The 12,586-nt window shown below is 32.5% G+C and carries 11 protein-coding genes and 4 tRNA genes; all 15 read left to right on the forward strand.

Translation table 11 applies throughout. From position 1 onward, the window contains the following. Nucleotides 1-3: 3 nt before the first annotated feature. On the forward strand, nt 4-2,490 hold the full coding sequence (locus ACOSP6_RS03500) for a CHAT domain-containing protein (RefSeq protein WP_422092999.1): 2,487 nt from the start codon (nt 4-6) through the stop codon (nt 2,488-2,490). Further along, nucleotides 2,490-2,714 (forward strand): PspC domain-containing protein, encoded by a 225-nt coding sequence (locus ACOSP6_RS03505; protein WP_422093000.1) that lies wholly within the window; start codon nt 2,490-2,492, stop codon nt 2,712-2,714. The genes ACOSP6_RS03500 and ACOSP6_RS03505 overlap by 1 nt, the downstream gene beginning before the upstream one ends. After that, nucleotides 2,711-3,715, forward strand: coding sequence for a potassium channel family protein (locus ACOSP6_RS03510; protein WP_422093001.1), 1,005 nt, complete (start codon nt 2,711-2,713; stop codon nt 3,713-3,715). The genes ACOSP6_RS03505 and ACOSP6_RS03510 overlap by 4 nt, the downstream gene beginning before the upstream one ends. A gap of 174 nt (nt 3,716-3,889) precedes the next feature. Next, the gene (locus tag ACOSP6_RS03515; RefSeq protein WP_422093002.1) at nt 3,890-5,578 is read left to right on the forward strand and encodes an alanine/glycine:cation symporter family protein; all 1,689 of its coding nucleotides are present in this window, start codon (nt 3,890-3,892) and stop codon (nt 5,576-5,578) included. A gap of 25 nt (nt 5,579-5,603) precedes the next feature. Further along, nucleotides 5,604-6,470 carry a ComEA family DNA-binding protein gene (locus tag ACOSP6_RS03520; RefSeq protein WP_422093003.1) on the forward strand — a complete coding sequence of 289 codons (867 nt, stop codon included), beginning with the start codon at nt 5,604-5,606 and terminating at the stop codon, nt 6,468-6,470. Nucleotides 6,471-6,500: 30 nt separating this feature from the next. Continuing rightward, complete coding sequence (locus ACOSP6_RS03525; RefSeq protein ID WP_422093004.1) at nt 6,501-7,658, forward strand: acyl-CoA dehydrogenase family protein; 1,158 nt, start codon at nt 6,501-6,503, stop codon at nt 7,656-7,658. A gap of 185 nt (nt 7,659-7,843) precedes the next feature. Next, nucleotides 7,844-9,226, forward strand: coding sequence for an alpha-amylase (locus tag ACOSP6_RS03530; RefSeq protein WP_422093005.1), 1,383 nt, complete (start codon nt 7,844-7,846; stop codon nt 9,224-9,226). Nucleotides 9,227-9,364: 138 nt separating this feature from the next. Then, on the forward strand, nt 9,365-9,562 hold the full coding sequence (gene rpsU / locus ACOSP6_RS03535; protein WP_422093006.1) for a 30S ribosomal protein S21: 198 nt from the start codon (nt 9,365-9,367) through the stop codon (nt 9,560-9,562). 42 nt (nt 9,563-9,604) lie between these two features. Continuing rightward, entirely contained in the window at nt 9,605-10,528 is a 924-nt protein-coding gene (locus ACOSP6_RS03540; protein ID WP_422093007.1) for a tyrosine-type recombinase/integrase, read from the forward strand. 5 nt (nt 10,529-10,533) lie between these two features. Further along, entirely contained in the window at nt 10,534-10,842 is a 309-nt protein-coding gene (locus ACOSP6_RS03545) for an HPF/RaiA family ribosome-associated protein (RefSeq protein WP_422093008.1), read from the forward strand. A 97-nt stretch (nt 10,843-10,939) separates the two neighbouring features. Further along, nucleotides 10,940-11,013 (forward strand) — tRNA-Thr (locus ACOSP6_RS03550). 43 nt (nt 11,014-11,056) lie between these two features. After that, nucleotides 11,057-11,139 (forward strand) — tRNA-Tyr (locus tag ACOSP6_RS03555). Nucleotides 11,140-11,162: 23 nt separating this feature from the next. Next, a tRNA-Gly gene (locus tag ACOSP6_RS03560) sits at nt 11,163-11,235 on the forward strand. Between the two features lie 13 nt (nt 11,236-11,248). Then, nucleotides 11,249-11,321, forward strand: a tRNA-Thr gene (locus ACOSP6_RS03565). Between the two features lie 62 nt (nt 11,322-11,383). Continuing rightward, the gene (tuf, locus tag ACOSP6_RS03570; protein WP_422093009.1) at nt 11,384-12,571 is read left to right on the forward strand and encodes an elongation factor Tu; all 1,188 of its coding nucleotides are present in this window, start codon (nt 11,384-11,386) and stop codon (nt 12,569-12,571) included. Nucleotides 12,572-12,586: the final 15 nt, after the last annotated feature.

The following is a 12,586-nucleotide window of genomic DNA, read 5'->3' on the forward strand; positions in this document are numbered from 1 at the left end:
TTTATGAGAAAACTTCCGATTCTATTTTTCTTTTGTTTGTTAACTATTTCTGCTCAGAATTTAGAGGATGAAATATATACTGCTTTAGATAGTTTTTTAGAGAATCCATCTGAAACCGCATTTCAGAAATTAACGAATCAAGAAAAACAATTTCAAACTAAATTAGTTACTAAAAATGAGCATTTGGCATTTGTGATTTTGCAGTGTAATAAAGCCTATCATCTGAAAGAAGATGGAAGGTTTTTATCAGCAATTGATGTTTATGAAAATGCTTGGCAAAGATTTAATTCAAAGGAATTATCTAGGTATGATATTATAGAATATTGTTTGAAACCTCTAGGTAACCTATATATAAAAACCAATAACTACAGTAGCGCGGAGGCAACTATTAAATTATATATTTCTAAGGCGGAAAAAGAGAAGAACAGGCATCAGAGAATCGCGGGAATTATAAACCTTTGCTTACTATATCAAACGATACATAAACACAAAACAGTTGTTAAAATTATTGACCAAACACTCCAGTTATATGAAATAGGAAAAGAGCAAAAGGATAAATTACTTTCAATTAGAAATAACAGTAGTTTACATATCGGTAGGTTATCAGGAAATTTCGGTTCTAATTATGTTCAATACAAACAAAAACTACTAGAAAAGGAATTTACAAAAGCATATTTTTTCTTCAAAAAAGCAAAGGAAGATGTGTCTCAGTCTTCTTTAGGTTACAGAGAACAAGTTAAGTGGGTTTTAGAAGAGGCTCAATTATTATTGTTTTTAAATAAAAGCGAGGAGGCAAAATCTATGTTAAATGAAGTATTGCATAGTTTACTACCGAAAAATTCAGATAAAGATTATGCCAATTTATATCCCGAGAGTTTATTAATCGATGTTTTTGATTTGAAAGCTCAATTAGAAGAGGATGCCAAATTGTCTTTACGGTATTACGATAAAAGTTTTTTTGTTGAAGATTTACTGAAAAATCAAACTACTACGCAACAATCAAAATTATTTTACCAAGTCAATAGCAGAAAGAGGAGTGAAAAATGTATAGAATTGTCATTGCAAGAATACTTTAAAACGAATGATAATGATATGTTGCATAAAGCATTGCATTATGCGAATAAAGGAAAATATCACTTAGTGAATACCAAAAGGAATATTGAAAAGTTAAGAAATAATAACCCAAATGATAGTTTACTTATTCTTGAAAAGGAATTACAACTTCGGAAAGAAAATATAATATCCAAATTCCAAGGTAAAGATTCTCTCGATATTTATTATTCTTTGTTTTCTTCTATAAATAGAGAATTAAAAAACGTAAATCAAAAATTGGCAAATAAGTATCCAAACTTACACCGAGATTCAGTTGATGTGAATTTGATACACGATAAAGCCGCAGAGGTAAAAGCTACTTTTGTTATGTATTTCTATGGGAAAAGTAATATTTATCAATTTATTATTGATGCTTATAAAGTAAAGATTCATTCAATCGAATTAACCACTCAATTAAAAGAAGATATTATTCAGTATATTAGGTTTTTTAGGTCTCCTTCCAAGATTAATAATGATGTAACTGCATATAAAGATTTAGCATTTAAATTGTATAAAAATTTAGAGTTAGACAAGTTAGAATCTTCTAGTAAAATAGCTTTAGTAACAGATGGGATTTTAAGTTTTCTTCCTTTTGAGACTTTACTAACAGAAAAAACTGAAACAGTCTTCTTTAGTAAAATGCCTTTTTTAGTAAAAGAGAAAAGCATCACGTATAACTTCAATTTACTTATGTTTTTAAATGAAGATGAATTGAAAGAAGAGTTTACAGTTGCCGGATTTTTTCCTGTTTTTAAGAATTCAGAAAAAGCACTTTTGTTTTCTGAAGAAGAAGCTGAAGCTATTAAATCAAATTTTGAATCAACATTATATTATAATGAGGATGCGAGTTTAATGAGTTTTGTTCGAGAATTAAATGAAAAAGACATAGTTCATGTTTCTACACATTCAGAAAATATTGGGATTTCGAGTGAGGCTTTTATTGATTTTTATGATGAAAAATTATACTTAAATAAACTTTACAGTTTAAATACTAAAGCAAATTTAGTTGTGTTAAGTGCATGTGAGACAGGAGTGGGAAGTGTTATAAAAGGAGAAGGACCGATGAGTTTGGCAAGAGGTTTCAGTTATATTGGTTCTGAAAATTTATTATTTACTCTATGGAAGGTCAACGATAAATCATCTTCTGAAATTATAGGAAGTTTTTATAACTCATTAAAAACGAGATTAGATGTATCAGAAGCTAATCACTTAGCAAAAATAGAGTACTTGAATAATTCAAATATCGATAATGCACATAAGTCTCCATATTATTGGGGTGCATTCGTTTATTATGGAGTCATTACACCCAAAGAAAGTTCAAATGAATTATTATTTCTGTTTTTTGGTGTACTTTTATTATTTATGATATTTTTACAATTAAGAAAACAGATGAAGTAATGATAATTAGCGGAATAAGACATTTTTTTGAACGAAACGGTTTTGATGTTTCTTCTAGATTAGCAGATCGTTTGGGAATGAGAGCTGTAAACGTTCGCTTGTTTTTTATTTATATTTCATTTGTAACTGTTGGTTTATCATTTGGTTTATATTTAATCATAGCTTTTTTGTTGAGACTAAAAGATATGATTTACACAAAAAGGACTTCAGTATTTGATTTATGATTCGATTTGCATCAGGTTCTCGCTTATATAAAGCTATATTTTTTACTGGGTTAACCTTTTCTATAGGAGTTCTCGGGTACGTTTTCATGTTCCGCTACTCTTTCGTAGATGCTTTTTATATGACGGTTATTACCATAACAACAGTTGGTTTTGGTGAAGTGCATCCGTTCTCGGCAGAAGAAAAAATATTTACGATATTTTTAATTTTATCCAGCTTATTTACTTTTGGATATGCAGTATCTTCATTTTCTGAATATTTAATCAGTGGTGATTTTTTTCAACAACTAAAAATTAAAAGAGTGCAAAAACAAATAGAACAACTCGATGGTCATATAATTGTTTGTGGTTTTGGTCGTAACGGAAAACAAGCACTAGCGAAATTAAAGAGTTATAAGCGTGATGTAGTTATTATTGAAAAAGACAAAGATCTGATCAAACGATTAGATGAGGAGAAAATTCTCAATGTGCAGGGAGATGCAACTTCTGACGATACTTTGTTAAAGGCAGGAATCGATAAAGCTAAGTTTCTAATAACAGCATTACCTTCTGATGCAGATAATTTATTTGTGGTATTAAGTGCAAATCAATTGAATAAAAATTGTAAAATCATAAGTAGGGCTTCAAAAGAAACGACTTACAACAAATTAAAAATTGCAGGCGCAACAAATGTTATCATGCCAGATAAATTAGGTGGAGATCACATGGCTTCTTTGGTAGTAACTCCAGATGTTATAGAGTTTGTAGATAGATTGACAATTGAAGGAGATACTACGGCAAATTTAGAGGAGGTTGCTATTGATGGTTTACCTAAAGAATATCTACATAAAACTATTTTAGATTTAGACTTGAGAAGGAAAACAGGATGTACAGTTATCGGTTACAAAACTTCAGATAATGAATACATTATTAATCCAGAGTCATCTTTAAAATTAGAAGAAGGAGGGAACTTAATTGTCTTGGGAAGACCAGAACAAATAGTAAAACTCAGAGAACTTTTTTAACCTTCACATAGATTGAATTTACCTTTTTTGACTTTACATTACATTGAACTTTATCTATCTTTAAAATAAAAAAGAGAATTAAAATTCAGTTTTAACTTTAAAAACTTGTCAAAAGGTCAGTTTTTTAAGATATTGCGCACCACTAATTCAAAAAAATCTATTATTTATACTATTATGAATAAAAAACTTTTAACGTTACTATTAACTATAGTACCGATGTTAACCTTTGCTCAGGAGAAAGGTTTAGATCAGCAAATTGATGAAGCATTTAAACCAGTTTCAGATTTCTTTAGCAGTGTTATTTTCTTTCCAGTTTTTGGAACACCGTTCGTTTTAATTTTATTAGTAGCAAGTGCTGCTTTTTTTACGATTTACTTTGGGTTTCCAAATATTAGATATTTTATGACTGCAATTAATGTTGTAAGAGGAAAATATGAGGATATAGAAAAGCATGGTGCTCAAGTTCTTTATGGTGAAGACGGAATAGCACAAGGAGTAGATATGAACAATGTTGATAACATTGAAGATCATATCGAAAAAGTAGAGAATTTACATAGTGATTTAGCTATCGATGGAGATATAAAAGATACAATCAGAGATGAAAGTGAAGAAGGTGAAGTATCGCACTTTCAGGCATTGGCTACCGCTGTATCTGGTACGGTAGGAAATGGAAATATCGCTGGAGTAGCTCTTGCAATTGCGTTAGGAGGTCCAGGTGCAACATTTTGGATGATTATTTGTGGATTGTTAGGAATGTCTACAAAATTTGTTGAGTGTACGTTAGGAGTTCAATATCGTGATGTAGGAGAGGATGGAACTGTTTATGGAGGTCCAATGTATTATCTATCGAAAGGTTTAAAAGAAAAAGGATTCCAAACGTTAGGAAAAATTACAGCCGTATTGTTTGCTATTTTCTGTATCGGAGGTTCTTTCGGTGGAGGTAACGCAGCACAATCAAATCAGGCAACAATCGTTATCAAAGAATTACTTGGTTTAAATAGTACAGCAGCTGGAGCTATAATTGGTGTTGTATTGGCAATATTAGTTGGAATTATTATCATTGGAGGAATTAAAAGAATTGCCTCGGTAACAGAGAAAGTTGTACCATTTATGGCTGTACTATACTTACTAGCTTGTTTATATATTTTAGGTGCAAACTTTAGCTTAATTGATGACGCTATTTCATTAATTATTAAAGAGGCATTTAATCCTACGGCTGTTGGAGTTGGTAGTGTAATTGGAGTTTTATTAGTTGGATTTAAAAGAGCTGCTTTCTCAAATGAGGCTGGAGCTGGTTCTGCTTCAATTGCGCATTCGGCTGTAAAGACAAAATACTCTGCTTCGGAAGGTTTAGTAGCGTTATTAGAGCCTTTTATTGATACCGTTGTAATTTGTACGATGACAGCTTTAGTTATAATTATATTTAACTTCGGTGGTGAATTTGTATACGGAGGAGACGGAACTGGAACTGTTTTTATTGATGGTGTAGCTTATGAAGGTGCAGGAATTACATCAAAAGCATTTGCAAAATATATTCCTTATTCTAATGTCTTCTTAACAGTGGCAGTAGTTTTATTTGCTGTTTCAACTATGATTTCATGGTCTTACTACGGATTACAATCATGGAAGTTCTTATTTGGAAGAGGAAAGAAAGCTGATTTAACTTATAAACTTTTATTCTTAACTTTTGTTGTAATCGGAGCAGCAGCAAGTATGAAGTCAATCTGGGATTTCTCAGATGCAATGATTTTTGCAATGGTGTTTCCTAACATGGTAGGTTTATTTTTATTAATGCCAGTAGTTAAGAAGCAATTAAAAAGATATTTAGGAGCTATTCAATTAAAAGAAGAAGCAGTAGACTAATATCTATTTTTGGAATATGAAAAAAATGAAACCCCATTTCTGGTATACTAAAAGCCAAAGAAATGGGGTTTTGTTATTCTTAATAATTATAGTTTTACTCCAGTTATTTTATTTTTTTGCGGATTATCGTGTTGACAAAGGCGAAAAGCTGAATACTTCAGAGATTATTGCTTTCGAAAAGGAAATTGATAGCTTAAGAAATGTTGAAATTGAAAATAGAAAGCCGAAATTATTTCCTTTCAATCCGAATTTCATTACTGATTTTAAAGGATATCAGTTAGGTATGTCAACTGAAGAGATTGACAGGCTACATAGTTTTCGAAAAAAAGATAAATATGTAAACTCTGCTTTGGAGTTTCAAAGAGTAACTAAAGTTTCAGACTCGTTGTTAGAACGAATCTCGCCATATTTTAAATTTCCTGATTGGGTTACTAAAAAGAAATCAAAAACTTCTTCCTATAATAAAATAGATAAAAAAGAAGTTGAAGTATCAACAAATGATATTAATCTTGCGAATCAAAATGATTTCAGAACAATCAAGGGGATAGGTGAGAAGCTTTCTGAAAGAATTATTAAGTATCGTTCTAAATTACAAGGTTTTTCTTTCAAAGAACAACTTAATGAGGTATGGGGATTAGAAGATGAAGTTGTTAAAAGAGTCTTTAATGTTTTTTCAATTCAAAAACTTCCCGTTATCAAGAAGATTAATGTTAATACGGCGAACTTCAAGGAATTATTGGCGAATCCCTACATAGATTACGATTTATGTAAGAAAATTTTTGATTATAGAGATGAGGTTGCTGAGCTGCAAAATATCTCAGAATTAAGAAATATTAAAGATTTTCCTCAAAACAAATACGATAGAATAGTCTTATATTTGAAAGCAGAATAAACAAACAACCAAAATTAAATTTTATACAGTATGTATTTTACTGAAGAGCATGATTTTTTTCGTAAAAGTTTTAGAGACTTTTTACAGAAGGAGGTAGTTCCGCATATCGAAAAATGGGAAGAAACCGGTACGATAGATCGTTTTATCTGGGAGAAATTCGGAGAAATGGGTTATTTCGGTTTAAATCAACCTGAAGAATATGGTGGGTTAAACCTTGATTTATTTTATACAGTTATCTTTCTTGAAGAATTACAAAGAATAAACTCTGGTGGTTTTGCTGCCGCAATGTGGGCACATGCTTATTTAGCTATGACGCATCTAAATAAAGAAGGTGATGATAGAATAAAAAGAGAATACTTGACTCCAAGTATTGAGGGAAAAATGATAGGTTGTCTTTGTATAACCGAACCTTTTGGAGGTAGTGATGTAGCAGGAATGAGAACTACGGCTATAAAAGATGGTGATTCTTATGTTTTAAATGGATCAAAGACTTTTATTACAAATGGAGTGTATTCTGATTACCTAATTGTAGCTGCCAAAACAAATCCAGATGATAAGCATAAAGGAATGAGTATTTTCTTAGTTGATAGAAATACTCCCGGAGTTTCATCTACAAAATTGAATAAATTAGGATGGAGAGCCTCTGATACCGGAGAAATTGCTTTTGATAATGTTGTAATTCCTAAAGAGAATTTAATGGGAGAAGAAGGAAAAGGATTTCCTTACATTATGCAGCATTTTGCTCTAGAGCGTCTCGTGATGGGAGTTAATGCGCATGCAAGAGCTGAATATGCGGTAGAATATGCTATTCAGTATATGGATGAACGCGAGGCTTTCGGTAGAAAAATTAATAATTTTCAAGCTTTGCGTCATAAGGTAGCTGAAATGGCTTCGAAGGTCGACATGTGTAAGGAGTATAATTATTCTATTACAAAAAGATTGAATGATGGAATCTATGTCGTGAAGGAGGCAAGTATGAGTAAGTTACTTTCTACAAAAATAGCTGATGAAGTTATTTATGATGCTCTGCAATTATTGGGAGGATACGGATACATGGAAGATTATCCTCTTGCCAGAATGTTTAGAGATAGTAGACTTGGACCAATTGGCGGAGGTACTTCTGAAATTTTGAAGGAGATTATTGCCAAAATGGTCATCGACAAAAAAGAATACAAACCAGCGACATAAATCTGGTTTTTAAATATTTTTAAAAATGAGAATCTTTAGTGGTTCTCATTTTTTTTATGATAAATTTTATTGTTTATAGTTGTTAATTAATTAATTTATTAACACGAAATCGATTTCGTTTCTACACCGATTTCGCAGATTGGTTTTCAATGTATAACTTCACTAGAAACAAAAACTTAATTAACATGAAAACCTTTCAAAAACTATTGATTATCATTTTGTTTGTTCACTTTTCGTGTACAGATGAAACAACTATTCAAACAGATAATCAACAAACAGAATCTAATTTAAAAGAAAACGTAAATGTAGCTTCAAGATCGAGCCTAAAGCAAATAGGTACGGGTGTAATGATGCAAGCATTTTATTGGGATGTTCCAGCAGGAGGAACATGGTGGCAGGTAGTAGAAGGAAAAGTACAAGACTGGAGCAATGCAGGAATTGATGCGATTTGGTTACCTCCAGTATCGAAAGCTCAAAACGGAGCTTTTTCAATGGGTTACGATCCTTTTGATTATTATGATTTTGGTCAGTATAATCAAATGGGAAGTACAGAAACCAGATTTGGTTCTAAAACTGAACTAGAGAGTTTAATTAATGAAGCGCATATCGCGCGATTAAGTGTTATTGCTGATATCGTAATAAATCATAACAGTGGTGGAGATCTTGAGCCTAATCCATATACAGGTACTCCGTACTATACAGATTTTAATCCACTTTCAGGTAAGTTTTATAGAAGTAACGCCGATTTTCATCCTAATGCAACTTGTTACAGTGATTCAGGTGTATTTGGTGGATTTCCTGATTTAAGTCACTGTCAGCCTTACGTGCAAGATTGGTTATGGAAAAGATCAAATAGTGTAGCGAAATATTACAAGAATGTTATGGGATTTGATGGATGGAGATTTGATTATGTAAAAGGTTTTGAGCCTTGGGTAGTTAGAGAATGGAATAATTCCGTTGGAGGTTTCTCTGTTGGTGAGTACTGGGATGGTAATGCAGGAACTTTAGATTGGTGGTCTGGTGAAGCACAAGCTTCTGCCTTTGATTTTGCTTGTTACTATAGAATGAGAGATGCCTTTATGGGAAATAACTTAAATAGATTAAATGACGATATGCTTTGGAAGAGGAATGCTTCTAAAGCAGTAACATTCGTTGCAAATCATGATACAGACGAAATCATTAATAATAAATTACTGGCTTATGCTTATATTTTAACGCATGAAGGATATCCAACTATTTTTTATAGAGATTATGAAGAATGGTTGAGTAAATCAAAGTTGAATAACCTTATCTGGATTCATAACAACTTAGCTGGAGGTTCTACTAATATACTGTATACAGATAACGATGAGTATGTTGCTAAAAGAAATGGTTACAATAATGCTGGTTTAGTGGTGTATATCAATAATTCGAATTCTTGGAAAGAACGATGGATTGAAACTAATTGGTCTAATACACGTATTAAAGATTATACAGGACATTCAAATTGGGAACCTGTAACACAAGGAGGTAGATGGGTTAAAATACAAGTGCCTCCAAAAAGTTACTCAGTTTGGGCACCTAAATAAAAATAAAATAAATAGGATTATAAAAATTAATATGTATCTTTGCAGCCCGATAAAATGTAAAACAATTATTTACAGCTAATTAAATAGTGAGTAAATAAATAAAATATATAAGATACGGATGAAAGGAGGTGCAAAAACATGTTAATTATTCCTGTAAAAGAAGGTGAGAATATCGATAGAGCTTTAAAACGTTACAAGCGTAAATTCGATCGTACTAAGACAATGAGAACATTACGTGATCGTAAGCAGTTTACTAAACCATCTGTTGCGAAAAGAGCTCAAAGAATTAAAGCATCTTACATTCAAAGACTAAGAACACAAGAAGAGGTAGGATAGTTTCCTAAATTTTCTTAGAACAAATAGAAAAACCTGTGCACAATGCACGGGTTTTCTTTTTTAGTATATTTATCATCCATGTATATAGAATCTTTCTTAGAATATTTATTGTTAGAACGAAATTATTCAAGCCATACAGTAAAGGCTTACAAAACTGATTTGGAAGCCTTCAATAATTTTTGTTTGAAGAATTTTGATACGGATTCATTGGAAGAAGTTCACTACAATATGATTCGAAATTGGATAATAACTTTGGTGAATCAAAACGTTTCCAATAGAACTATTAACAGGAAGATAAGTAGTTTAAAAACTTTTTATAAATTTCTGCAAGAGATAGAAGTCGTCAAGGTTAATCCTTTGGCGAAGCATAAATCATTAAAAACTAAAAAAGACCCACAAATACCATTCAGTTTTGAGGAAGTGCAAAAAGTATTACACGAGTTAAGTGAAGAAGATTTTGCTACTTTAAGAGATAAGTTAATAGTTGATTTATTGTTTTCAACAGGAATTAGAAGAACGGAACTAATCAATTTGAAAGAAAAAAATATCGATCTGAATTTAAAAGTAGCGAAGGTATTGGGTAAAAGAAATAAAGAAAGATTGGTGCCGTTGCTGCCAGAAACTTTAAGGGTTTTACAGAAGTATCTAAAATTAAAGTCAGAATTGGGTTTAAATAACGAATACTTGCTAGTTACTTCAAAAGATAATAAAATATACGAAACACTTGTTTATCGAGTAATAAATTATTACTTTAGTAAGGTATCAGCGAAGGTAAAATGTAGCCCCCATATTCTTAGACACACTTTTGCTACAGAATTACTAAAAAAAGGAGCTGATTTAAATTCGGTTAAAGAATTACTAGGACATTCAAGTTTAGCCTCAACCCAAGTTTATACTCATAATAACTTGGATCAATTAAAACAAGTGTTTAATAAAGCTCATCCTAGGAGCCCAAAAAAAGATTGAAAATTATGAAGGTATTCACACAATCTGTAAATTTCAAAGCTGACATTGATTTAGTAAAGTTTATTGAAAAGAAAGTAGGAAGCTTAGATAAGTTTCACGACAAGATCGTAGATGCTGAAGTTTTTATGAAAGTTCAAAAAACTAGTGATAAAGAAAATAAAATAACAGAAGTCAAAATTAATATACCCGGAAACGAACTTATTGTAAAGAAGACAACAAAAACGTTTGAAGAGGGAGTAAGTTTAGGTGTTGAATCACTGAAAAGGCAGTTGAGAAAATCAAAAGAAAAGCAAAGAGATGCTTTAGTTTCATAAAAGAAGAAAAAAAAACTTAAAAAGTTTTACAAATTCAAAATTACTTTTTACATTTGCAGTCCGTTAGAAATAACGGATTGTTTTTTTATGGCAAAAAGCCGATATAGCTCAGCTGGCTAGAGCAGCTGATTTGTAATCAGCAGGTCGTGGGTTCGAGTCCCTCTATCGGCTCAAAATAAAAAAAAAGAAGTTCATTAAAATAGTAAATTTTGTAGGGGAGATTCCAGAGCGGCCAAATGGGACGGACTGTAACTCCGTTGTCTTTCGACTTCGCAGGTTCGAATCCTGCTCTCCCCACAAATTTTAAATGTTTAATTATTGCGGGAGTAGCTCAGTTGGTAGAGCGTCAGCCTTCCAAGCTGAATGTCGCCGGTTCGAACCCGGTCTCCCGCTCTAAATTATCCAGGCCGGTGTAGCTCAGTTGGTAGAGCGCATCCTTGGTAGGGATGAGGTCACGGGTTCAAATCCCGTCATTGGCTCTATAAAGTAGAGTTTATAAATAACACTAAATATATTTAACTAAGAATTAAAATTAATAATCATGGCAAAAGCAACTTACGATCGTTCGAAACCGCACTTAAACGTAGGTACTATCGGTCACGTAGATCACGGTAAGACTACATTAACTGCTGCTATTACTAAAGTATTAGCTGACGCAGGTTTTTCTGAGGCTAGAGACTTCGATCAAATCGATAACGCTCCTGAAGAAAAGGAGAGAGGTATTACAATTAACTCTTCTCACGTAGAGTACGCAACTCAAAACCGTCACTACGCACACGTTGACTGTCCAGGTCACGCCGATTATGTAAAGAACATGGTAACTGGTGCTGCTCAAATGGATGGAGCTATTTTAGTAGTAGCTGCTACAGACGGGCCAATGCCACAAACTCGTGAGCATATCTTATTAGGACGTCAGGTAGGTATTCCAAGAATCGTTGTATTCATGAATAAAGTGGATATGGTTGATGATGAGGAGTTATTAGAGTTAGTAGAAATGGAAGTAAGAGACTTATTATCTTTCTATGAATATGATGGAGATAATGGTCCTGTAGTAATGGGTTCTGCTTTAGGTGCTTTAAATGGTGAGCAAAAATGGGTAGATACAGTTTTAGAATTAATGGAAGCTGTTGATACTTGGATCGAGGAGCCACCAAGAGATACTGAGAAAGATTTCTTAATGCCAATTGAAGATGTATTCTCTATTACAGGTCGTGGTACTGTAGCTACAGGACGTATCGAAACTGGTATTATCAATTCTGGTGATCCTGTAGAGATTATCGGTATGGGTGATGATAAATTAACTTCTACGGTAACTGGTATTGAAATGTTCCGTCAAATCTTAGATAGAGGTGAGGCTGGAGATAATGCAGGTATCTTATTAAGAGGTATTGAAAAAACTCAAATCAAGAGAGGTATGGTAATCTGTAAGCCAGGTTCTGTAACTCCACACGCTAAGTTTAAAGCTGAGGTATATATCTTAAAGAAAGAAGAAGGTGGTCGTCACACTCCTTTCCACAATAACTACCGTCCACAGTTCTACGTACGTACAACTGACGTAACTGGTAACATTGCTTTACCTGATGGAGTTGAAATGGTAATGCCTGGTGATAACTTAACTATTACAGTTGATTTAATCCAACCAATCGCATTAAACTTAGGTTTACAGTTCGCTATCCGTGAAGGAGGTAGAACAGTTGGAGCTGGTCAGGTAACTGAAATTTTAGACTAATTATAGTTTATAAAT

The sequence above is a fragment of the Tenacibaculum sp. MEBiC06402 genome, assembly GCF_049239625.1.
Taxonomy (GTDB): domain Bacteria; phylum Bacteroidota; class Bacteroidia; order Flavobacteriales; family Flavobacteriaceae; genus Polaribacter.

Excerpts from the sequence above, each read along its gene's own strand:
- ACOSP6_RS03500 (WP_422092999.1), top strand. The coding sequence starts at position 4 with ATGAGAAAACTTCCGATTCTATTTTTCTTTTGTTTGTTAACTATTTCT.
- ACOSP6_RS03505 (WP_422093000.1), top strand. The coding sequence starts at position 2,490 with ATGATAATTAGCGGAATAAGACATTTTTTTGAACGAAACGGTTTTGAT.
- ACOSP6_RS03510 (WP_422093001.1), top strand. The coding sequence starts at position 2,711 with ATGATTCGATTTGCATCAGGTTCTCGCTTATATAAAGCTATATTTTTT.
- ACOSP6_RS03515 (WP_422093002.1), top strand. The coding sequence starts at position 3,890 with ATGAATAAAAAACTTTTAACGTTACTATTAACTATAGTACCGATGTTA.
- ACOSP6_RS03520 (WP_422093003.1), top strand. The coding sequence starts at position 5,604 with ATGAAACCCCATTTCTGGTATACTAAAAGCCAAAGAAATGGGGTTTTG.
- ACOSP6_RS03525 (WP_422093004.1), top strand. The coding sequence starts at position 6,501 with ATGTATTTTACTGAAGAGCATGATTTTTTTCGTAAAAGTTTTAGAGAC.
- ACOSP6_RS03530 (WP_422093005.1), top strand. The coding sequence starts at position 7,844 with ATGAAAACCTTTCAAAAACTATTGATTATCATTTTGTTTGTTCACTTT.
- rpsU (WP_422093006.1), top strand. The coding sequence starts at position 9,365 with ATGTTAATTATTCCTGTAAAAGAAGGTGAGAATATCGATAGAGCTTTA.
- ACOSP6_RS03540 (WP_422093007.1), top strand. The coding sequence starts at position 9,605 with ATGCACGGGTTTTCTTTTTTAGTATATTTATCATCCATGTATATAGAA.
- ACOSP6_RS03545 (WP_422093008.1), top strand. The coding sequence starts at position 10,534 with ATGAAGGTATTCACACAATCTGTAAATTTCAAAGCTGACATTGATTTA.
- tuf (WP_422093009.1), top strand. The coding sequence starts at position 11,384 with ATGGCAAAAGCAACTTACGATCGTTCGAAACCGCACTTAAACGTAGGT.